Source organism: Massilia sp. Dwa41.01b, assembly GCF_014171775.1.
Taxonomy (GTDB): Bacteria; Pseudomonadota; Gammaproteobacteria; order Burkholderiales; family Burkholderiaceae_D; genus Telluria.
Map to the genome: position 1 here is coordinate 2947703 of NZ_CP050454.1, position 19708 is coordinate 2967410.

General features: G+C 70.5%; 24 protein-coding genes and 3 pseudogenes. 11 read left to right on the top strand and 16 right to left on the bottom strand.

Annotated features, from left to right (window positions below; all coding sequences use genetic code 11):
• Positions 1–14: 14 nt before the first annotated feature.
• From G4G28_RS24775 to tssB, 15 genes and pseudogenes are all read right to left on the bottom strand, one after another.
• The gene (locus tag G4G28_RS24775; protein ID WP_202033632.1) at positions 15–746 is read right to left on the bottom strand and encodes a hypothetical protein; all 732 of its coding nucleotides are present in this window, start codon (positions 744–746) and stop codon (positions 15–17) included.
• A complete protein-coding gene (tssI, locus tag G4G28_RS24780; RefSeq protein WP_202033847.1) occupies positions 743–1855 on the bottom strand; it encodes a type VI secretion system tip protein TssI/VgrG in 1113 nt (370 codons plus the stop codon). Before tssI ends, G4G28_RS24775 begins: the two co-directional genes overlap by 4 nt.
• A complete protein-coding gene (locus tag G4G28_RS13510; RefSeq protein WP_183107455.1) occupies positions 1819–2007 on the bottom strand; it encodes a hypothetical protein in 189 nt (62 codons plus the stop codon). The genes tssI and G4G28_RS13510 overlap by 37 nt, the downstream gene beginning before the upstream one ends.
• Entirely contained in the window at positions 2007–2513 is a 507-nt protein-coding gene (locus tag G4G28_RS13515) for a hypothetical protein (protein WP_182988660.1), read from the bottom strand. Before G4G28_RS13515 ends, G4G28_RS13510 begins: the two co-directional genes overlap by 1 nt.
• A 19-nt stretch (positions 2514–2532) precedes the next feature.
• Positions 2533–3135 (bottom strand): hypothetical protein, encoded by a 603-nt coding sequence (locus G4G28_RS13520; protein ID WP_182988661.1) that lies wholly within the window; start codon positions 3133–3135, stop codon positions 2533–2535.
• Between the two features lie 36 nt (positions 3136–3171).
• Positions 3172–4662, bottom strand: coding sequence for an AAA family ATPase (locus tag G4G28_RS26210; protein WP_229507626.1), 1491 nt, complete (start codon positions 4660–4662; stop codon positions 3172–3174).
• Entirely contained in the window at positions 4578–5714 is a 1137-nt protein-coding gene (locus tag G4G28_RS26215) for an AAA family ATPase (protein ID WP_202033644.1), read from the bottom strand. The genes G4G28_RS26210 and G4G28_RS26215 overlap by 85 nt, the downstream gene beginning before the upstream one ends.
• A gap of 238 nt (positions 5715–5952) precedes the next feature.
• Positions 5953–6162: pseudogene (locus G4G28_RS29205) on the bottom strand (hypothetical protein); the annotation flags it as partial.
• Positions 6105–6767, bottom strand: a pseudogene (locus G4G28_RS29210) (type VI secretion system baseplate subunit TssG); the annotation flags it as partial. The pseudogenes G4G28_RS29205 and G4G28_RS29210, both read right to left, overlap by 58 nt.
• On the bottom strand, positions 6718–7689 hold the full coding sequence (locus G4G28_RS27530; protein ID WP_183107456.1) for a type VI secretion system baseplate subunit TssF: 972 nt from the start codon (positions 7687–7689) through the stop codon (positions 6718–6720). The gene G4G28_RS27530 and the pseudogene G4G28_RS29210, both read right to left, overlap by 50 nt.
• Positions 7584–8546 (bottom strand): type VI secretion system baseplate subunit TssF, encoded by a 963-nt coding sequence (locus G4G28_RS27535; RefSeq protein ID WP_183107457.1) that lies wholly within the window; start codon positions 8544–8546, stop codon positions 7584–7586. Before G4G28_RS27535 ends, G4G28_RS27530 begins: the two co-directional genes overlap by 106 nt.
• Entirely contained in the window at positions 8543–8980 is a 438-nt protein-coding gene (gene tssE / locus G4G28_RS13545) for a type VI secretion system baseplate subunit TssE (protein ID WP_182988664.1), read from the bottom strand. Before tssE ends, G4G28_RS27535 begins: the two co-directional genes overlap by 4 nt.
• A gap of 9 nt (positions 8981–8989) precedes the next feature.
• Complete coding sequence (locus tag G4G28_RS13550) at positions 8990–9487, bottom strand: Hcp family type VI secretion system effector (RefSeq protein ID WP_182988665.1); 498 nt, start codon at positions 9485–9487, stop codon at positions 8990–8992.
• 89 nt (positions 9488–9576) lie between these two features.
• Entirely contained in the window at positions 9577–11139 is a 1563-nt protein-coding gene (gene tssC / locus G4G28_RS13555; RefSeq protein WP_182988666.1) for a type VI secretion system contractile sheath large subunit, read from the bottom strand.
• A 45-nt stretch (positions 11140–11184) separates the two neighbouring features.
• Positions 11185–11745 carry a type VI secretion system contractile sheath small subunit gene (gene tssB / locus G4G28_RS13560; RefSeq protein ID WP_182988667.1) on the bottom strand — a complete coding sequence of 187 codons (561 nt, stop codon included), beginning with the start codon at positions 11743–11745 and terminating at the stop codon, positions 11185–11187.
• Between the two features lie 459 nt (positions 11746–12204).
• Here tssB and G4G28_RS13565 point away from each other — a divergent pair, with 459 nt between their 5' ends.
• The 8 genes and pseudogenes from G4G28_RS13565 (at position 12205) to G4G28_RS13600 (ending at position 17727) form a co-directional block, all read left to right on the top strand.
• Positions 12205–12531, top strand: coding sequence for a hypothetical protein (locus G4G28_RS13565; protein ID WP_183107458.1), 327 nt, complete (start codon positions 12205–12207; stop codon positions 12529–12531).
• A 16-nt stretch (positions 12532–12547) separates the two neighbouring features.
• Entirely contained in the window at positions 12548–13573 is a 1026-nt protein-coding gene (gene tssK / locus G4G28_RS13570) for a type VI secretion system baseplate subunit TssK (RefSeq protein ID WP_183107459.1), read from the top strand.
• Positions 13574–13703: 130 nt separating this feature from the next.
• Positions 13704–13913 carry a hypothetical protein gene (locus tag G4G28_RS13575; RefSeq protein ID WP_183107460.1) on the top strand — a complete coding sequence of 70 codons (210 nt, stop codon included), beginning with the start codon at positions 13704–13706 and terminating at the stop codon, positions 13911–13913.
• Between the two features lie 55 nt (positions 13914–13968).
• On the top strand, positions 13969–15522 hold the full coding sequence (locus G4G28_RS13580) for a DotU/TssL family secretion system protein (protein WP_374039800.1): 1554 nt from the start codon (positions 13969–13971) through the stop codon (positions 15520–15522).
• Positions 15411–15773 (top strand): annotated as a pseudogene (locus tag G4G28_RS29215) (type VI secretion protein IcmF/TssM N-terminal domain-containing protein); the annotation flags it as partial. The gene G4G28_RS13580 and the pseudogene G4G28_RS29215, both read left to right, overlap by 112 nt.
• A gap of 397 nt (positions 15774–16170) precedes the next feature.
• Positions 16171–16890: a hypothetical protein gene (locus tag G4G28_RS13590; RefSeq protein ID WP_183108514.1), complete on the top strand. Its 720-nt coding sequence runs from the start codon at positions 16171–16173 to the stop codon at positions 16888–16890.
• Complete coding sequence (locus G4G28_RS13595) at positions 16854–17063, top strand: hypothetical protein (RefSeq protein WP_183107462.1); 210 nt, start codon at positions 16854–16856, stop codon at positions 17061–17063. The genes G4G28_RS13590 and G4G28_RS13595 overlap by 37 nt, the downstream gene beginning before the upstream one ends.
• Before the next feature lie 103 nt (positions 17064–17166).
• Positions 17167–17727 (top strand): hypothetical protein, encoded by a 561-nt coding sequence (locus G4G28_RS13600; protein WP_183107463.1) that lies wholly within the window; start codon positions 17167–17169, stop codon positions 17725–17727.
• On the opposite strand, the gene G4G28_RS13605 is transcribed toward G4G28_RS13600, so the two are convergent.
• A complete protein-coding gene (locus G4G28_RS13605; protein ID WP_183107464.1) occupies positions 17685–18329 on the bottom strand; it encodes a hypothetical protein in 645 nt (214 codons plus the stop codon). The genes G4G28_RS13600 and G4G28_RS13605 overlap by 43 nt on opposite strands.
• A gap of 17 nt (positions 18330–18346) precedes the next feature.
• Between G4G28_RS13605 and G4G28_RS13610 the strand changes: the two genes are divergently transcribed.
• The 3 genes from G4G28_RS13610 to G4G28_RS13620 are packed head-to-tail and all read left to right on the top strand — an operon-like array spanning position 18347 to position 19690.
• Positions 18347–18598 carry a hypothetical protein gene (locus tag G4G28_RS13610; RefSeq protein ID WP_182988674.1) on the top strand — a complete coding sequence of 84 codons (252 nt, stop codon included), beginning with the start codon at positions 18347–18349 and terminating at the stop codon, positions 18596–18598.
• Entirely contained in the window at positions 18595–19053 is a 459-nt protein-coding gene (locus G4G28_RS13615; protein WP_183107465.1) for a type VI secretion system ImpA family N-terminal domain-containing protein, read from the top strand. Before G4G28_RS13610 ends, G4G28_RS13615 begins: the two co-directional genes overlap by 4 nt.
• Positions 19034–19690 (top strand): ImpA family type VI secretion system protein, encoded by a 657-nt coding sequence (locus tag G4G28_RS13620; protein WP_210283260.1) that lies wholly within the window; start codon positions 19034–19036, stop codon positions 19688–19690. Before G4G28_RS13615 ends, G4G28_RS13620 begins: the two co-directional genes overlap by 20 nt.
• Positions 19691–19708 lie beyond the last annotated feature (18 nt).

A 19708-nucleotide genomic window follows, 5' to 3' on the forward strand; every position in this document is an offset into this window, starting at 1 on the left:
ATGCGGTTTCCTTCTCAGTTGACTTTCACCAGTCCGCCCTTGAGCGTCAGCATGCCGCCGCCGTCGACGGTCTGGCTGGCGCCGGCCTTGCTGGTCAGCGACAGCCCCGCCTCGTTCGTCAGCGAGGTGCCGGCCTTGTTCAGCAGGCTGGTGCCCGCCTCGGCACTCAGGTCGGTGCCGGCCTTGCTGCCGAGCGACGTGCCGGCCTCGATCGCGATGCTGGTGCCAGCCTTCAGGACGATCTTCCCGCTGACGTCGATGGTGAGGTCGCCCTTGATGGTGAGGGTGTACTTGCCGCCCACCTCGTGGGTGAAATCGGCGCGGCTGTCGTGGGTCTCCGCGCCCTCGACCGTGACGCTGCGGGTGCCCTTCACGGTCGCCGTCTCGTTGCCGGCAGCGACGCTGGTCGTCAGGTTGCCCCTGGTGACGGTGACGCTGCGGTTGCCTTCCTGGACTTCCAGGGTCTGGTCGTTCCTGACCGTGCGCTTGTCGTCGTGGCCCACCTCGCGCACCGCGTCGTTCAGGACGGCGGTCTTCATGTCCTTCTGCGCGTGCAGGTAGAGTTCTTCGGCATCCTTCCTGTCGTTCAGGCGGATCTCGTTGAACCCTTCGCCGCCCTTCGTCGACTGGCTTTTCAGGCTGCTGGTGGCCGCCTCCGCCGGCAAGGCGTAGGGCAGCGGATTGGCGCCGTTGTAGACGCAGCCGGTGACGAGCGGCCGGTCCGGGTCGCCGTCGAGGAAGCTCACCACCACTTCCTGCCCGACGCGCGGGATGAACTGCGCCCCCAACCCTTGCCGGCCCAGGCCTGGGCCACGCGGACCCAGCACGAGCTGTTCTCGTCGTTCTTGCCGGCGCGGTCCCAATGGAACTGCACCTTGATGCGCCCGTGCTCGTCGGTCCAGATCTCTTCGCCGCTCTTGCCCACCACGACCGCGGTCTGGCTGCCGTGGATGCGCGGGCGCGGTGTCGCGCGCTGCGGGCGGTAAGCCACGTCGCGCGGCAGCGCCGAAAAGCTGTTTTCGTAGGCCAGGTGCGAGAACGCATGGCCTACCCGTTCGACCACCCACTCGACATTGGCGTCGGGACGCTCGTGCCCAGCCAGGAGAAACGTATGGCCGGGCACCAGCGCCCGGCTGTCGCTGGTGCCGGACAGGCAGCGGCCGCGTGAATTCAGCTCCTCCATGCGCTGCTTCGCCAGGGCTTCGCCGGCCGCCTTGGTGGCGTAGCCGCCCGGGTATTCCGCCACCACCCGCGCCGGCTGGCCGCCTTCCGCCAGCGCCGCCAGCGAGGTGGCCGGGGTGACGAAGGCATAGTCGCCGGTGCGAAAGGCGGTACTGCCGGCCTGCAGTCCCAGTTCTCCCGCGCGGATGGCCTGCAATTCGCGCGCGCCGATTGCGGGCGGCATGAAGTCGATGGTGGCGCCGCCCGGGCAGACCGGCCAGGCGTCAGTACTGTCGGCCAGCACCAGCGTGTGCACACCGGTCGCATGGATGAAGAAGTAGTGGATGCCCTCTTCTTCCAGCAGGCGCGCGACGAAAGCAAAATCGGTCTCGCCGTACTGCACGCAATACTCGCGCGGCTCGTAGCTGCCGGACAGCCGCAGCTCGTAGTCGGTGTAAGCGGCCGCGGCAAACACCGCCTCGACGATGTCGGGCACGCTTTTCGCCTGGAAGATGCGGTAGTCGGACGACAAGCTCAGCCACCACAGCCAGGGCCGCAGTTCCAGCACATACACGGCGAAGCCTTCCTCGGCCGGGCGCTGGCGGATCGATGCGCACATGCCGTCGAAGGGCCGCTCGACGGTCCCGGCGCGCAGGGTCAGGCTGACATGCTTGCCCAGCGCGTCGGCCAGCACGATGGCGGCGTCGGTGCCGCGGCATTCCAGCGCCAGCCGAACAGGCCACCGAGCAGCTCCTCGCCCTCGAGCCGCTGCGGGAACAGGGTGTCGAGCGGGGCGGCTGCCGACAAGGCCAGACCGGTTGCGCTGCTGTCGGCATGGCCGGGCATCAGATATGGTCCATCGTGCGCGCCGGCTGGCCGTTGAAGGTAACCAGCTGGTAGCTGGCGTAATGGTTGGCCGTGTAGAACACCAGGTCGCGCGCGTAGTCGATCAGGATGCGGCTTTGCGCATTGTTGCCGTTGAATTCGACCAGGGTGGGGATGCGCCCGGCCACGTGGGCCGGCGCGTATTCCTGCGCATAGCTCAGCCAGCACAGCTTGACCTTCTTCTTGTCGCTGCCGGCGTGCACGTACAGGTTGCCGATCTCGCCGCGGGTCGAGAACAGGGTGCGCATGCGCGCCGGCGCCACGGCGGGGATGCGCATCGTCGCCAGGCCATGGGCGCTGCGGATGTCGGCAAAGCCCAGGGAAGCGCTACGGTAAGGGGCGGCAAGGTCGAAGGCCACCGTGCCGGACTTGATGTCGGCGTTGCGCTGGCGGATGTCCCCGATCACTCCCTGCTCGCGCGCCGGCAAGGCGCCCCTGTCGATGCTCAGCAACACGTCGGCATGCATGTCGGTCTCTCCCGGATGATCAGCGGTACCAGCTGCCGCGGTGGAATTCGAAAACCCCGGGCAGCGCCACATGCAGCTCCTTGCCGTCGCGGTCGTACTCGAGGGTGATGGCATTGGACACGGAGTTGTGGATGATCCCGACCAGGCCCTGGCGCGTCCCCGGCGTCACATAGGACAGGTCGAACAGGCAGGCGTTGCCCTGGCGGTTTTCCTTGGCCACGGCCTTGTCGATCTGCCCCAGGATATGGTCCTGCTCGGTGCCGATCACGCCGGCGCCGACGCCGCTCGCCGACTGGCTGCGGAAATCGTGGCTCGGATACAGGGTCTTGATATCGGCGCGTATGCTGGCCGCGGTCTTGCGCAGGTGGGTGCCGCCGCGTACGGTACGGATGTTGTCGCCGATGTCGCCGTTCACGCCCACCTGCACGTCGTAGCTCTCGTCGCTCGCCACCGTACATGCCAGGCCCGCCTCGAGCAGCTTGGCCACGGCGATGCGCTCGCGGTTCTTCGACTCCGTGTTGCGCGGATCGACAATCACCAGCAGGGCTTTCGCCCAGGCGGTATCGTCGACCAGCACATTGCCGATATTGCTGCCGTCAAAGGCCACTACCTGTCTTCCCATGTCCCCCTCCTCCTGTAGGGGCGCGTGTCCCGCGCCCTAGATGCCGTGCCGTTCCAGGATGGCGTCGGCCAGCGACGTCGCCAGTTCGTCCATGATTACCCGGTCGATCTCGCGCGCGCCAAGCGCGCCGCAGCGCTGCAAGACCCAGTCCACCGTGTCCTCGCCGAAGCCGGCGAAATCGGGGTCGCCCGCCGCGGCGCGCTCGGCCACGCGATCGAGCTTCTGGCGCACGATGCCGCGCAGGGCTGCGTCACTCAATGCCAGGTAGGGCACGACCGCCATCCGCGCCAGCAGCGCCGGCTTGAAGATGGCGGAGAGCTGCGGCGCCAGGCGCGCGGCCAGCGTCCGTGCCGCCGGACGGGCCGCGCCGGTGCAAGCCTGCAGCACCAGTTCGGCGCCGGCGTTCGAGGTGGCCAGGATCACGGTGTTGCGGAAGTCGACGGTCAGCCCGGTGCCGTCCTCCATCGCGCCCTTGTCGAACACGTTGTAGAAGGCTTCCAGCACGTCCGGGTGGGCCTTTTCGAATTCGTCGAGCAGCACCACGCTGTAGGGCCGCCGCCGCACGGCTTCGGTCAGCACGCCGCCGCTGCCGTAGCCGACATAGCCCGGCGGCGCGCCCTTGAGCTGGGAGACCGTGTGCGCTTCCTGGTACTCGGCCATGTTGATCGTCACGAGGTTGCGCTCGCCCCCGTACAGGGCGTCGGCCAGCGCGTAGGCGGTCTCGGTCTTGCCAACCCCGGACGGCCCGGCCAGCAGGAACACGCCGACCGGCTTGTCCGGGTCGAGCAGGCCCGCGCGATAGGCCTTGATGCGGTTGGCCACCAGCGCCAGGGCGTCATCCTGGCCGATCACCCGCCGCGCCAGGCGCGCGGCCAGGGTGCGCACCGCGTGGCTCTCGTCGGCCAGCATCTTCCCGACCGGGATGCCGGTCCAGCCGCCGATTACCGCGGCCACCGCCTTCGAATCGACGCACACCGGCACCATCGGATCGTCCTGGCGGATCGCTTCCAGACCCGCTTCCAGGCGCTGCAGCTGCAGCATCAGGCTGCCCGGCCCGTCCTCGTCGTCTTCCGATGCATCGGCCGCGGCGATTCGCTGGCGCAAGCGCAGGATCTCGTGCACGGCCAGGCGTTCCTCTTCCCAGCGCAGCGCCAGCGCGGCAAGGCTGGCGCCCATTTCCTCCCGTTCCGCGGCCAGGGCGGCAATCCGCTCTCCGTGCGCGAGGCCGGTCGCGCTTTCGCGGCGCAGGCGCGCCAGCTCCTCCTCGAGCGCGGCGATGCGCCGGCGCGCACCCTCCACCTGGGGCGGCGTGTCGTGCTGCCCGAGCGCGACGCGTGCGCAGGCGGTGTCGAGCACCGAGATCGCCTTGTCCGGCAGCTGGCGCTCGGGCAGGTAGCGGTGCGACAGCGCCACCGCGTCGCGCACCGCGCCTTCCAGGATGGTCACGCCGTGGTGCTGCTCGAGGCGCGCCGCCACCCCGCGCAGCATCGCCGTCGCCGCCTCCTCGCCCGGCTCCTCCACCTGCACCAGCTGGAAGCGCCGCGCCAGCGCCGGATCCTTTCGATGTACTTCTTGTATTCGAGCCAGGTGGTGGCCGCGATCGTGCGCAGGGCGCCGCGTGCCAGCGCGGGTTTGAGCAGGTTGGCCGCGTCGCCCTGGCCCGCCGTACCGCCCGCGCCGATCAGCGTGTGCGCCTCGTCGATGAAGAGGATGACCGGTGCCGGCGAAGCGCTGACTTCCGCGATCACGCGTTTTAGCCGTTCCTCGAATTCGCCCTTGACGCCGGCGCCGGCCTGCAGCAGCGCCAGGTCCAGCGTGCGCAGGCTGACGCCCTGCAGGCGCGGCGGCACGTCGCCCTCGGCGATGCGGCGCGCCAGGCCTTCCGCCACGGCCGTCTTGCCGACGCCCGGCGCGCCGACCAGGATCGGGTTGTTCTGGCGCCGGCGCAGCAGGATGTCGATGACCTGGCGGATTTCGCCATCGCGGCCGGTGACGGGATCGATGGCACCGGCTTGGGCCGCGGCGGTCAGGTCCTCGGTGTAGTCGGCGAGCGCGCCTGTCTCTTGAGCCCGCGCGCCGGCACGCTCGGCAGGCGCGGGTCCGTTCTCGATCGACGCCGCGCACCAGATGGGCAGGGATGTGCGCAGGGTGTCGCGGCCGATGCGCAGCAGCGACGAGCCGCCAGCCGCCAGCTGGGCGCGCGCGCCCTCGTGTTCCAGCAGCGCCAGCAAGAGCGTGCCGGAGCGTACCTGCGGCTGGCGCAGGTGCAGGCTGGCGATGACCCAGGCTTCCTGCAGCAGGCTGACAAAGGCCGCCCCCAGCGGCGGTTTGCGCACGTTGCCGCGCCGGACCGCCTCGAGCGCCATGCGCAGCTCCGCTTCCAGAACGGCCGCGCCGATCGCGCATTCGGCCAGCACGCAGGACAGGTCGTTGTTCGGCGTGCGCAGCAGTTCCAGCAGCAGGTGCTCGGCTTCGACGTGGAAGTGCTGCTGCGCCATGCAGCTGCCGATCGCCGCTTCCAGCGCGCCGGTGCAATGGGGGTTCAGTGTGGCGACGAGGGCGCCGTAGTCCAGGCTCATGCGGAGTCCTCATGCGTGGCAGCGCCGGGCGCCGCCAGGGTGAAAGCGGCGGTATGCGAGTCCCCTGCCTTGCCGAGCCAGGCGCCCTGCCCCAGGCGGCAGCCTTCGGACAGCACGCAGTCGGCATGCTCGGGCAGGCAGGCCATGCCGATGCGGCAGTCCAGGTCCGGCCCCAGGTAAACCAGGCGCACAGCCGGGCCAGGTCGGCATGGCGCGCGCCGCCCGGCAGCAGGTCGCGGAACAAGGCTGCCGGCAGCGTGCCGAAATCGAGCGCGATCGCGCCGTCCGGCTGCCAGGCGCGCCGCCCCAGCACCGCGCCGCGGCCGAGCCGGTGGTTGCGGCCGGACCGCCCGGGCTGCTGCGCAGCCCGGGCTCCAGGTCGAGCCAGCGCCCCGCCGCTTCGCGCCCGCTCACGCGCATGCCGAAACAGCGTCCCAGCAGGATGCACAGGCCATGCAGCGACCGTCGCGCCTGGGACGCCGCCGGCAGGTGCGCAAACAATGGCGCTCGCGCTTCGTCGTCCGATGCGCCGGCCAGGGCGCGCAGTGCAGGCGCCAGCGGCCCCGCGCCCGGTGCGCTGAACGGCCCCGCGCAACGCATTGCATCGGCCGCGCGCCAGGCATAAGACAGCAAGCGGTGCTGGAAAATGCCGAGGAAATCCGCGCTCGCCCCGTCGCGCGCGAGCAGGCTGGTCCGGACCAGGTCGACGTAGGGCTCGGGCAGCGGCCCGTCGCTGCCGGCCAGGCCGAGGAAGTTGACGAAGAGGCGCGGCGGCCCGCCGGCGCCGGCGTGCATGTCCTCGAGCGGCAGCGGACGGAAGCCGAACTCGAAGGGCGCGCGCAGGCTCACCGCTTCGCGCGATGGATCGCTCCCCTCGCCCAGTGGGACGGGGGCCATCCCCTGTGCGCGCGCCAGTTGTTCGAGCAGGTCGACGGCCTGGACGAAATCGAACTCCCCGGGCGCCGCCTGCAGGCGCGCCGCCAGGAAGGCGCGGATCTGCTGGTCACAGCGGCAGCTGCGCGCTGGCGAGCGCGCCCCAGTGGCCGGCCACACGGCCGTCGTCGTGCTCGATCGTCAGCTCCACAAACGTGTTCACGCCGCCATACAGCGCCAGGAAACGCTGCAGCACGGCGCCGAACAGGCAGATGGAACTGCCGCGCATGCCGTCCGGCGCCAGGCGCAGGGTCAGCGCATAGCCGCGCCGGTAGCCGTGCCAGGGGTCGCCCCCCACATGGCGCGTGACGCGCCGGCAGCGCAGCGCCGCCAGCGCGCCGATCTGGCGGTCGGCCACGACGCTGCCGCCCAGGTTGTTCAGGGCCAGCAATTCCTTCAGGCGCAGCAAGCCCTCCGGTCCGTCGGCCAGCGACAGGTGGTTCAGCGACAGCTGCGACACCAGCTGCCAGCGCGCCGCGCCGTCGGGCCGGGCCAGCGATTGCCGGCTGGGTGCATGCAGCAGGCGGATCGCACCGATGGCGCCCGCGTCCTCGGTGTCCAGCCGGGTGCCGGCCGGCAGCGTCTCGGCCAGGCCGCGGTTGGTGCACAGCAGCCTGGCCACCAGCGTACGCGTTGCCGGCACAGCCGGGTCGCAGGCCGGGTCGACCAGCAGCAGGCGCATGTCGGTCCCGCCCAGCGCGGCCTTGAAGGCCGGGCCGCGGCGCGCATGCCAGTAGACCTGGCGCGCCGTCCTGTTCGTCCCGTGAGCGCCGAAGAAGCGTGGCAGGGTCGCGGCGCGCTCGCCGGGCACGATGGCCGCCACTTCCTCGATGCTGTAGATCTCGGTGGCGCGCTCGCGGTGCACGTCGGCCACCAGCTTGTACTGCGAACGGGTGCCATCCACCCGCACCGGCTCGGAAGTGCGCGGGAACAGGTTCAGCACCGGCGTGCAGCCCAGCATGAGCGCGTCGGGCTCGAGCTCCAGCGTCTCGATGGGCCGGGCGCCCAGCACGAACAGCAGCTCGCACCAGGCCCGCTCCACGGCCCCGGCGGCACGCCGGCGTGGCGCCCGAGCTGCGCGCAATCGAGCTCGAAGAACTGGAACTTGGCCGGGCAGGAAAAATATTCCAGCAGCAGGCGCAGGCCCGGGTGGGTGTCGTCGTGCTCGGGCAGCAGCGCTTCCTCCGCATCCAGGCCGACGAAGCGCGGCAAGCTGTCCAGCACGCCGCCGCGCCCGGCGGCATCGCGCCAGCGCACTTCCAGCGTGTGCGCGTACAGCAGGTCGCACAGGCGCGCGGCCGCATCGTTCGAGCCCTTCACATGAAAGCGCAGGCGTCCGAGGTTCGCCGCCGCCGGGTCGAAGGTCAAGGGAAAGGCCAGGCGCAGCGACAACACGCTGCGCTTGTCCGGATGGCGCGACAGGTCGTCCAGGCGCTCGGTCAGCAGCGCGCTGCGCGCCACCCGCAGCGGCCATAGCGTCAGCGGAAAGCGGCTCTGGAAGCGGATGGTGGTGCCGTCGGCCGTATCGACGAACATGGCGCCGCCGCGCGCCAGGTCGTAGCCGGTGCCGAGGTCGATCTTCGCGGTATCCGGATCGACGTGGACGATGCTGCTCGACGGGAGCGGCCGCGCCGCGTGCGGGAACAGCTGCTCGAGCAGGGTCGCGGCCAGGCTCGAGGTGCTCTCGTCAAACGTGCGGTGCAGGCGCGCGGCCAGGAAGGCGAAACCCTCCAGCAGGCGCTCGACGTGCGGGTCGGCGCTGCCTTCGCTGGACAGTTCCAGGCGCGCCGCCACCTCCGGGTGCTCGCGCGCGAAGGTGGCTCCCGCATTGCGCAGGTAGCGCAGCTCGCGCTCGTAGTCTTCGCGCAGGCGCGCGCCGTCGGCGCCGGCAGCCTTCATGCGTCCTCCAGCGCCTGCACGATAGCGCCGCCCGATCCGAGCGCCACGCTGTAGCGCGCCGGGCCGACCCTGCCATCGAAGCGCACCGCGCCCGACACGCCCACGCGCAGCACGCGCGCATCAGGGTCGGGCACGATCTCCACGCGCGGCACCAGGAGGCGCGGCTCGAAGGCGACGATCGCCCGCAGCACAGCGCGCGCCAGCACCTCGCGGTCTTCGGCATTGGCCGCATACAGCGTGGACGGGTCGGGCAAGCCATAGTCGATGACGCTGAGCTGCCGTCCAGGCACCGGCACGCTGCGTGCGTTCAGGAGCCGTGCCAGTTCGCGTCCGATCGAGGCGCGCAGGCCAGGCGCGTCGAGGGCGCGCCCGTGCCCGTCCGGGCCCAGGCGCTCGAACAGCGGCAGCCGGTGCGCATCGCGTGCAAGGTCCACGAAGCGCCCTTACTTGACGAGCTTGTTGTTCGACAGGTCCCAGGTGGCCGCTGCCGTGCCTTCCTTGCTGCCGTCGGTCTTCTGCGAAGTGAGCTCCCACTTGATGGCGGTGAAGTTCAGCGACAGGGTTTCCACCGGCTTGCCGCCCGAGCCGCCGCTGACGCTGACATTCGAGATGATGGCGTTCGACAGCGTATAGACGATCAGCGGCACCGTCTTGCCGCTGTCGTCGCCCGAGTTGCGCCCCACCGTGATCATGGCTGTGGGGATCGACTTGCCAGCGCAGCAGTATTCGTTCAGCGTCGGCGTCGAGCCATCGAGGAACTTGGTGACGGTGAATTCGCCGATGTGGGGGCGGCCCGAGGTGCGCTCCCTGTTGCTGACGTCGTTGGTCACCTGCATCGCCACGTTGTGGCTGTACGACATCAGTTCGATCTTGTCGGTATAGCCTTCCAGCGCCGAGTCGCCCTTGATGGTGTCGCCCAGGTCGAGAATGATTGCGTCCATGCGTGTCTCCGGAGCGCAAGCGGCCCTGTGCCGCCTGCGTGATTGTGTGAAGAGCGCCCCGCGGGGCGCCGCTGTTTGCCAGGCGCCGATCAGCCGGCCGCCGGGGGCGGCAGGTCGGCTACCAGGCGGATCGAGGTCGTCAACTCTTCCAGCTGGAAGTGCGGCTTGAGGAACATGGTGGCGCGGTAGGCGCCCACCTTGCCCGGCACGCTGACCACGTCGACGCGTGCCTCGCGCAGCGGATACTGGGCCTTGAGCGACTGCGGCGCGTTGTCGTTGACCAGCACATAGTCGGCCACCCAGTTGTTGAGGTAGCGCTCGACCTGCTCGCGCGAAGTGAAGGAGCCGATCTTGTCGCGCATGATCACCTTCACGTAATGGGCGAAGCGCGAGGCGGCCAGCACGTAAGGCAGCATCGAGGAGATCGACGCGTTCGCATTGGCCAGGTCCTTGTTGTACTTCTTCGGACGGGCCGCGGTCTGGCCGCCGAAGAAGACGGCGAGGTCCTCGTTCTTCTTGTGGCACAGGGCCATGAAACCGAGGTCGCTCAGTTCCTTCTCGCGGCGGTCGGTGATGCTGGTCTCCAGCGGGCACTGCAAGGTGCGCAGCTTGCCGCTGTCCTCCACCGGATAGTTAAACACCGGCAGATCCTTGACGGCGCCACCGCCCTCGACCCCGCGGATCGCCGCGCACCAGCCGTACTTGGCGAAGGCATCGGTGATGCGCTGGGTCAGCGCGTAGGCCGGATTGCCCCACAGGTAGCGTTCGTGGCTGGCGCGGCTACCGTACAGCGTGCTTGACGCCGTGCCGTCCTCGTTGCGCACAAAGGCGCGCTCGCTCCCGAACACGTTTTCCTCGTAGGCCAGGCCATCGACCGGGTTGCCGGCGTCGCCATACGGCAGGCGCAGCAGCATGCGCGGCATGACCAGCGTCACGTAGCGGGCGTCGTCGCTGTCGCGGAAGGCATTCCACTTGATGGCATCGGCGCCCTCGAAGGCCTTGGCCAGGTCGCGCGGGTTGCCCAGTTCCGTGAACGAGTCCAGGCCAAACAGTTCCGGTTCCGCCGCCGTGATCAGGGGCGCATGGGCGGCGGCGGCGACGTTCGACAGCTTGGTCAACAGGCCGATTTCCGGCGCCTTGCGCCCGAAGCTGTAGTCGGCCATCAGCACGCTGAACGGGTTGCCGCCGAAGGTGCCGTATTCTTCCTCGTAGACCTTCTTGAACAGGGCCGACTGGTCGAAAGCGACCGCCTTCTCCAGGTCGTTCTTGAGGTCGTCTCTAGCGATGTTCATGACCTTGAGCTTCAGGCGCGCGCTCGTTTCGGTGCCGAACACCAGCAGGTGCAGGCCGCGCCAGGCCGACTCGAGGGCCTGGAACCGTTCGTTGTGGAGGATCTGGTCGAGGCGCTCGCTGATCAGGCCATCGATGTCGCGGATGCGCTTGCTGATCACCTTGACAGAGTCTGCCTCCGGGCTCGTGTCGGCGCGCGCCGCGTCGAGCGCGGTCTTGAGGATGATGGCGGCGGTTTTCTTTTGCGTGTCGTCGTAGGTGGCCTTGATCACCATGTCGATCAGGCTGGGATTGCTCACCTTCAGTTCGGCGTGTTCGAGCGCCGCTTGCTGTTCTGTTTTCAGGTCAGTTTCGGTTGTCATGTTCTGCTCTCGTCGAATGGAATGGCGCGTCCGGATGCGCGCGTGTCAAGCCTGGTCGGGCGGAGTGTCCCCGGCCATGTCCTCTTCCGCCTTGCCGCCGCTCTTGCCACTCTTCTCGGGAGCGCCGCCCGGCGCGGGCCGGACCGACCTGAACTCGGCGTCGAGCTGTTCGCCCAGCTTCACGTTGCCGTCCAGGCGCGCCAGCATGTCGCGCAGGCGCTGGCGCTCCTCGTAGAGCTCCTTCAGGGCTGGCACCATCCTGAGCAGCTCGACCGGGTTGAAATGGTCGAACTGGGTGAAGGTGAAGGTCGCTTCCAGGGCCTTGGCCGCCTTGTGTTCGGCCAGCTGGCTGCTGGCCGGCAGGTTCAGCGTCACCGTCGGGGCGATCTCCTTGAGCATCTCGTCGAAGTTGTCGCCGTCGATTTCGCGGAAGGCCTGCTCGGCGACGACCTTGCCCTTGGTGCCGTCGAGGTCGGCAAGGATGCCGACGACGAGCGGCAGCTCCTTCTTCTCGACGGCATCGCCGATTTCCACGTCATATGTGATCTGCACCCGCGGCGGGCGGTTGCGGTCGAGCCAGTGCTGGCCATTGTCGATACCGGACATCGCTACTCCTTCAGAAACCGCGCCCTCGCTGGACGCGGAAGGTGGATGAAACGACGAGCTTGGCGCGGCCGCATGCGGCTTGCCGGGCGCTCCTGCCCTGTGCTTGGGGAAAAAAGAATACGCCCAAAAAACCACATTGCGGGGGTCTGCAATCGAAAATATATTTCTTAAACCACATCAAATTTTCGTGTATATTTTTGTTCCATTTCTTGAGTGACTCCTGGTTATGCACGGTGGGTCGAAGATCGCAATCGGGGCGCCAGGCGGTGCCGGAAGGAGGGGCGTTGCACATCTCGACTGGCAGTTCGCACGCCCCCTGGGCACGCCGCGCCATCCTGCTGGGACTGGCCCTGCTGGCCGCCGGATGCGCGAGCCGGCCTTCCCCTGCCCGCCCTGTTCGGGCCACGCATTGCCCTGTCCGATTTGCGCCTGGACGTGGCGCGCGACGCCAATGACAACATGCCCCTGCGGATCGAACTGGTCGCCGCCGGTGACGAGCAGCTGCTGGCCAGGCTGCTCGAACTGAGCGCGGCGCAGTGGTTCGACCCGCTGGCCAATTACCGGCGCGACTACCCGGCCACCCTGCGCTCCTGGGACTACGAACTGCCGCCCGGCGCGACCCTGCACCTGCAGCCAGCACCTTGCGCGGGCGCCAAGGCGGCGGGCCTGGTCCTGTTCGCCAGCTACAAGGGCAAGGGCGCCTACCGCCTGCGCCTCGATCCCTACCGCAAGGCGGTCGTCACGTTTGGCGCGATCGACGCCAGCGTGGCCGGCACGCCGCGCTGACGACCATGCCAATCCCATGAATCCACCTACCGAAATGTCCTCCGGCCTGGCCGGCCTGCCCGATGCGGTGCGCTGGTACGAAGGCATGGCGCTGCTGCCGCACCACTTCCAGCAAGCCACGGCGCGCGCCGAGATGCTGGCCGCCGCCCTGCTGCGCGCGCGCGACCCGCTGCACTGGGGCCTGCTGCGCCTGGCCCTGGAGCAGGACGGCACCGAGGTGACCGTCACCGCCCTGGAAGCGGTCATGCCCGACGGCTTGCCGGTGGTGGCCGGACCGGGACAGCGCCTGTCCATCGACCTGGCACGGCACCAGCCCGACGCCGAGGGCATCTGGCGGATCAGCCTTGCCGTGGCGGCGCAGACGCTGGAGCGCCGTCCCGAGCCGCCGCGCTATCTCGAACACGGCAGCGTGCGCGTGGCCGACCAGAACCCTGGCGGGGCGGACGAGGTCATCTCGGTGCTGCGCCCGAATCTGCTGCTGGTGTGCGGCCACGGCCAGGGCTATGCCGATGCCGAGCTGCTGCCGCTGGCGCAGTACCGTCGCGCGAGCGGCGTGCCGGTCGATACCGGCTACATCGGCCCCTGGCTGCGCATCGGAACGGAGCTGGTCCTGCATGGGCGCATCCACGCGCTCGGGCGCAAACTGCGCTCGGCCTATGCCCAGATGGCGGACGACCCGGTCGATGCATCACGCCCTGTCGCGCGCCGCGCCCTGCTGCCCGTGCTGGGTGCGCTGGTGCTGGAACTGGACAGCATGTGCCAGCCCGGTACCAGCCACCCGCAGGTCCTGTACGGCGTACTGGCGCGCCTGCTCGGCGCCCTGGCTGCCGGCACCGGCGCGGCCGTGCTGCCGACCTTGCCGCGCTTCGACTACCGCGACCTGGCGGCGGGGTTCACGCCCTGCTCGACGCGCTCGACAGGCTGCATGCGCAGCTGGCGCCCGACTTCGACTGGGCGCCCTTCCGCAGCCTGGGCAAGCAGGAGTTCGAGATCGCCCCCGCCATGCTGGGCGGCGCCGCGCCGTATGTGGTGGCGCTCCTGAAACCGGTGCGCGCGAGCGACGACGACATGCGGCGCTGGTTCGAGGAAGCCCTGGTCTGCTCGGCGGGACGCAACGACCGGCCGCAGCACCACCGCATCCGTGGCATCGGCAAGGCGCAGCTCCCACCGGGGTGGCGCAAAGCCTGGGCGGGGACGCCAGCCGCACCCTGTTCCAGCTACAGGTGGATGCCGGCAGCGCCGATTATTTCGACGCGGCGCTGCCGCTGCGCATCGACGGGCCCGGCGGCAGTGCCGACGGCTACATCGAGCCGCTCGCGATCGAGCTGTTGCTGCGCCCGCGCTCCAACGCCACCGCGGCGCCGGCCGGAAAGGACACCTAGCATGGAACCGATGCGCGAACCCATGCGCGAACGGGTAGCAGTGCAGACCCGGGCGATGCCAGGCGAGCATCCGCGCGAACGTCCCCGCTGGCTGCAGGACGGCAATCCGCTCGGCGGGCTGTTCCGCGACGCCGTCGACGCGTTTTACGCCTTGCTGGCGGCGCAACCCCGCATCGGACCGGGCGCGGTCAGCCTGGAAGTGGCGCACGAGGCAGCGCGGCGCATGCAGGATGCGCTCGGCGACATCCGCCTGGGCATGGCGCGCCAGTCCTGGTCGCGCCAGTACAGCGGCGAGGAACAACTGGAGGCGCTGCAGTATGCCTTTGCGCTCGTGGTCGACGAGACCCTGCTCAACGAGCCGTGGCCCGGCCGCGCGGCCTGGGGCGAATACCTGCTGGAATGGCGCCTGTTCAAGACGCGCAGCGGCGGCGAACGCCTGCTCGAACGGATCGACGCCGTGCTGCACGGCCAGGATCGCGGGCAGCGCGACATCGCCGAAGTCTACCTGCATTGCCTCAGCCTCGGGTTCGCCGGGCGCCTGCGCGACCGCCCCGATGGCCCGGCCGAGCTGGCGCGCCGCCGCACCGAGCTGTTTGCTTACCTCTACCCGGACGCAGTGCCCCTCGACGCGCCCGGCTTCGTGCTGACGGAGGCGCCCGACGAACACCTGGTGCGCGCAACGCCGCGCACCCGCGGGCTGTCCTCGCGCATGCGCACCTACCTGCTGTCGGCCGCCGTGCTGGCCGTGCCGCTCGTGGCCTCGCTGATCGTGTGGCTGGCATTGCGTCCCATCGCCGGCGACGTGCTGCGGCAGATCGGGGGCGCGCGCATGAACGCCAACGCGGTGATCGTCCTCGTGCTGGTCCTGGTGCTGTTGCTGGTGCTGGGCGTGTTTGCCTGGCTGTGGTGGCGCCGTCGCCGCGCGGCGGGAACCGGGCAGCCGCCAGCGGCCGTTCTGCCTCTGCAGGCCAGTGTGTTCGCGCGCGCGCTGCGGACCCTGCATCCGAAGGGGGCCGACTACCGCTACGAGAAGGCCTGCGTGCTGGTGTGCGGCGGCGCCACCAGCGGCAAGACCGACCTGCTGCGCGCCGCCGGCATGGAGGCAGTCCCGGCGAGCGAGGGCATAGCCAGCGGCTGGTGGCGCAGTCCCGAAGGCGTCGCTTTCGAGCTGCCCTCGAACGCCTGGGAAGCCAACAGCGGCCCCTGGACCGACTTCCTGCGCCTGATCGAGCGCCATCGCAGCGTACGCGCGCTCGATGCCATTGTCTTGGCCGTCCCGTTCGCGCAAGTCGCCAGCGACGCTGTCGATGGCGAGCGCATCTACCGCAAGCTGGTCGAACTCCAGGACCGGCTGGGCCTCGCGCTGCCTGTTTACGTGGTGGTCACCGGTTGCGAGGACGCGCCCGGCTTTGCCGAATGGGCGGCCCTGCTGCCCCCGGGGCCCGTAGCCAGACGCTCGGCTGGTCGAACCCGCATCCGCCAGCCGTGCCATGGCGGCGCGAAGTCGGCGAGGAAGCGGTGGCAACGGTGGTGGCGCGGCTGCGGCGCCTGGCCGGCGCCCTGGCGGCGCGGCGCGACCCGGGCGAGCATGGCGCGCCGATCTTCCTGATGCCGGAACGCATCGCGGCGGGTCTCGCCCAGCTGCCGGCGGCGCTGCACGCGGCCATGCGGCCGAACGCCGTGCTCACGCCCTTCTCCTTGCGCGGCATTTACCTGAGCGGGCGCGCCCTCCCCGCGGCGCCCCGGGCGACGGTGGCGGCCGACCCGTTCGCGCCGCCGCCGGCGCCTGGCGCGCCCGCCGCGCCGCTGTTTTGCCGCGACCTGTTCGCCACGCGCATCTTCGGCGAGTTCGGCCTGGCGCAGCCGGTGGCGCGGCGCGTGGCCGCCGACCGCCGTGCCCGGCGCGTGGTGCTGGTCGCCAGCGCCTTCGTCGCCGCGGTCTGGCTGGTGGCGCTGGTGCCGACCTGGTTCTCGCTCGACCGCCAACTGCAGTCGATGCGCACGCCGCTTCTCGGCATGCACAACGCGATCCTCGACGCCGGGCGCGACGTGCGCATCGACGAGCGCGCAACCATCGAGCTGCTCAGCGACATCGACCGCGTGCCCGACTGGGATACCCGGCGCGCGGCGCTACCGCTGTCATGGTTCGCCTGCTGCGGCGGTCTCGAACCCGAGGTCCAGGGCGCGTTTCGCAGCTATTACGAGAAGGTGCTGTTCGACAGCCTGGACGAGGCCCCCCGACGAACGCGCCGCGCGCTTGACGGCGGACGCGCCGGCGCCAGCGGCGGCCAGCGCCCTGTTTGCCTCGCCCGAGCGCATGGCGGAATTTGTCGCCATGCGCGAATTCGTCGCCGCGACCCTCGAATTCGAATACCAGCACGCCCGCTTCGAGACCCTGGCCGGGGTGCGCGGCGGTACCTGGCAGGACGCCACCGCCCTGTTCTCCTACCTGTTCGGCCTGAAGCTGAACCCGGGCACGAGCCGCAGCGTGACACTGTTCGACCGTGCCGTGCGCGACAGCACCACGGGCACGAACGGGCGCGAACGCCAGCACGATGCCACGCGCTTTCGCAAGCACCTGAAGGTGCTGCACCGGGCCTGGCTCGAGCACCTGTTCGGTGCTAACGAGCTGGCAACGCTGCAGCGCGAGCTGGTGCGCGGCGTGCGCGCGCTGGCCGCCAACCCGAACAGCGAGAGTGGCGAGCTGGCCGGCCTGCAGGCCGACATCGGCAAGCTGCGTACCCTGCTCGCCCGTACCGATGTCGCCTGGATGGCCGACGGCCGCCTGGCCCGGGCGAAGCCTATGCCAACCTGGATGCGCGCATCCGCAAGTCGCGCCTGCTCGGCCCGGACATTGCTGGCCAGCTGGCCGACGAGGTCGTGGCGCGCCAGGCGGCGTTTCGCAGCAGCGTCGACGCCGACAGCAGCGGCGCCACGCCGGTGCTGGCCTATGCCGAAGGCAAGCAGCTGCTGGTGAACGAGGACCTGGCCGGCCTGGAGGAAGCCCTCGGCCGCCTGCTGCAGCACCCGTTCGCCCAGGGGGACGGGCACGCCGGGTGCGGCCCTGCCCGACGGCGCCCTGCCCTGGACCTGGGACGACGCGCGCCTGCAGGCGGCGCGCACCGCCGCGGCCGACCTGCAAGCCTATGAGGGGGCAGAGCTGGCCAAGGCCCCGCCCGCCTACCAGGACGCGCTGCGGCGCCTGGCCCGCTCGCAGGCGGCCGTCCTGGTCGAGCGCGAACTGGCGGCCGCGGTGCTGCCGGCACAGTGCGACGCGCGCTGGCGCTGCGCCAACTTCGACGATGCCCGCAGCCACCTGGTGCCGCTGCTGGCCGACCTGCGCAAGCTGGAACTGGGCATGCTGGCCGAACGCTGGCGTGGCCTGCTCGACCGCCAGGCGGCAAGCCTGGTACGCAGCGTGGCGGCAGCTGCCGACGCCGGCAAACTCTATCTGCCCGACGCGGGCGCGGCCGCCGGCTGGGACGGCAGCCGCGGCGGCGCCCTGGCGGCCTATGGCCTGGAAGGCCCGGCCGAGCTGCCGGACTACCTGGAAAGCCAGCTGAACGTCCTCACCGAGCTGGCCGCCGCCAGCAAGGGCGCGCGCGCCTGGCTGGCCCAGGAGGGGGCCGGCACGCCGGTCGATGCCCGGCCGCTGCTGGCCGAGTGGTCGGGCATCGACGCCGAGCTGGCGCGGCGCAGTGCCAAGCCCGGGCGGCGCGCTGCAGAAGCTCGAAGCCTGGCTGGGCACCGACGTGGCCGAACTCGACAGTGTCAACTGCGCGGTTCGGCTGGCCCGCGGCACGGGCGGCGGTGACTATTTCGGGCCGCCGCCTCGGCCGCGCGGCAGCCACCTTCCGGCCGCGCTGCCTGGCCTTGCAGGCAAGCCTTGCCCGCGCCGGTTACGAAGCCATCGCCGGCCACTTCGAGCAGCAGCTGCTCGGGCGCTTCCCCTTCGCCGCCAACCTCGAGGCGGCGCCGAGCGACCCCGATGCGGTACGTCAGCTGCTGGCCTTGCTGGAGCGGCACCTGCCGGGGACGCGCGGGCCGCTGGCGCGCCAGAAGGACGCGCGTTCGGCGGCCGCTGTCGCCTTCCTCGACCGCCTGGATGCCGCGCGGACCCTGCTGGGCGCCATGCTGGCCGAGGACCCCGCCGGCGGCGTGGCGGCCCTCGACCTGTGGCCGCAGTTTCGCCTGAACCGCGCCCGCGAAAAGGGCGCCGACCAGATCATCGAGTGGGCCGTCGAAGCCGGGGACGCGCTGGCGCCGCCGCTGGCGGGCGGTGCACCCGGGGTGGCCTGGCGCGTCGGCCAGCCGATCACGCTGCGCCTGCGCTGGGCGAAGAACAGCGAGGTGAGCCCAAGCCCGGACCCGGCGCGTCCCGCCATGCGGGTCGATGGCCGCAACGCCAGCTGGCACTACGACGACCCCGGGCCTTGCTGCGCGTGCTGCGCGAGCACGCGGCGCCCCTGTCGGAATTGGGCGAACGCGAAGCGCGCCAGGGCGGCATGCTGCGCTTTGCAGTACCGACGCGCGACGCCGCCGGCACGCCGGCAACCACCGTGGCCTATGCCCGCCTGGCCGTCGCCCGCCACGGCAAGCTTGAGTCCCCGGCAATGCCCGCCTTCCCGGGCACCGCCGCGCCGCCGCTACCGGCCTATCTCAACGACAAAGGAAGCGCACCATGAAGCGCGACGATCCACAGGACGATGCGTTCGACGCCCTGCTGCTACCGATCAGCGACGCCAGCCCGGGCGGGGACGACCTGCTGCACGGACCGGAGTTCGACGCCATCGCCGAAGCCCGCCGCGAGGACGATCCGACCCTGCCGCGCGGCGTCTGGACGGCGGAGCTGAAACGGGCCGACTGGCCGCTGGCGGCGCGCCTGTGCCGCGAGGCGCTGGCCACGCGCAGCAAGGACCTGCAGGTGGCGGCCTGGCTGGGCGAAGCCTGGATCGCACTCGAGGGCCTGGCCGGCGGCGTGCGTGCCACCGGCTGGTCGCATTGTTGTGCGAACGCTTGTGGGAATCGCTGCATCCGCTGCCGCGGGACGGCGATATCGAATTCCGCACCGCCCCCTGGCCTGGCTGGACGAGCACTGGAGCCGCGCACTGCTGGTGCGGGTGCCGCTGCTGCGCGGTAGCGGCGTCGACGCGCACGAGGTAACGCTGGCCGCCTGGCGCGAAGCGCTGGCGATGGACAACAGCGAACGCAAGGCGGGCGACAAGAAGCCTGCCGCGGCTGCCAACGCCGGTGTCCTGACGCGCGGCCAGGTGCTGCTGCAGGTACGCGCGCTGCCATGGGCCGAGCTGGCGTCGACGCTGGCCGAACTGGAAGACTGGGCCGCCAGCGCCAAACGCCTGCACGATGTGCTGGAGCGCCAGCTGGCGAAGGACGCGCCGCCGCTGCACCGCTTGCGCGGCCTGCTGGACGAAGCCCGCCGCGTGGTGCAGGGGTGGATGAGCGAGCGCCCGGAGCGGCCGGCGCCGGTACCGCCGCCGCAAGCGCCAATCGCCGAGGCTGCAAAGGATATGCCGGTGCCGCTCGCCCCCGTGGCCCCGCCGGGCCAGGCCGCAACGATCGCGAGCCGCTCGGAAGCCTATGCGCGCCTGCGCGAGCTTGCCGACTATCTCGCCCAGCTCGAGCCCCACAGCCCGGTGCCGGCGCTGCTGCGGCGTGCGGTGGACTGGGGCGCCATGCCCTTCGACCAGCTGCTCAGGGAGCTGACGCACAATAACAACGAGATGCACAAGGTGCTGCTGCGCGACCCGATCGAATAGCGGTGGACGCGCCCTGCG

What these genes read in the sequence shown, in the direction of transcription:
- G4G28_RS13510 (WP_183107455.1), bottom strand. Translation starts at nt 2,007, where the DNA reads ATGCCCGGCCATGCCGACAGCAGCGCAACCGGTCTGGCCTTGTCGGCA.
- G4G28_RS13515 (WP_182988660.1), bottom strand. Translation starts at nt 2,513, where the DNA reads ATGCATGCCGACGTGTTGCTGAGCATCGACAGGGGCGCCTTGCCGGCG.
- G4G28_RS13520 (WP_182988661.1), bottom strand. Translation starts at nt 3,135, where the DNA reads ATGGGAAGACAGGTAGTGGCCTTTGACGGCAGCAATATCGGCAATGTG.
- G4G28_RS26215 (WP_202033644.1), bottom strand. Translation starts at nt 5,714, where the DNA reads ATGAGCCTGGACTACGGCGCCCTCGTCGCCACACTGAACCCCCATTGC.
- G4G28_RS27535 (WP_183107457.1), bottom strand. Translation starts at nt 8,546, where the DNA reads ATGAAGGCTGCCGGCGCCGACGGCGCGCGCCTGCGCGAAGACTACGAG.
- G4G28_RS13550 (WP_182988665.1), bottom strand. Translation starts at nt 9,487, where the DNA reads ATGGACGCAATCATTCTCGACCTGGGCGACACCATCAAGGGCGACTCG.
- tssC (WP_182988666.1), bottom strand. Translation starts at nt 11,139, where the DNA reads ATGACAACCGAAACTGACCTGAAAACAGAACAGCAAGCGGCGCTCGAA.
- tssB (WP_182988667.1), bottom strand. Translation starts at nt 11,745, where the DNA reads ATGTCCGGTATCGACAATGGCCAGCACTGGCTCGACCGCAACCGCCCG.
- G4G28_RS13565 (WP_183107458.1), top strand. Translation starts at nt 12,205, where the DNA reads ATGCCCCTGCGGATCGAACTGGTCGCCGCCGGTGACGAGCAGCTGCTG.
- tssK (WP_183107459.1), top strand. Translation starts at nt 12,548, where the DNA reads ATGAATCCACCTACCGAAATGTCCTCCGGCCTGGCCGGCCTGCCCGAT.
- G4G28_RS13580 (WP_374039800.1), top strand. Translation starts at nt 13,969, where the DNA reads ATGCCAGGCGAGCATCCGCGCGAACGTCCCCGCTGGCTGCAGGACGGC.
- G4G28_RS13615 (WP_183107465.1), top strand. Translation starts at nt 18,595, where the DNA reads ATGAAGCGCGACGATCCACAGGACGATGCGTTCGACGCCCTGCTGCTA.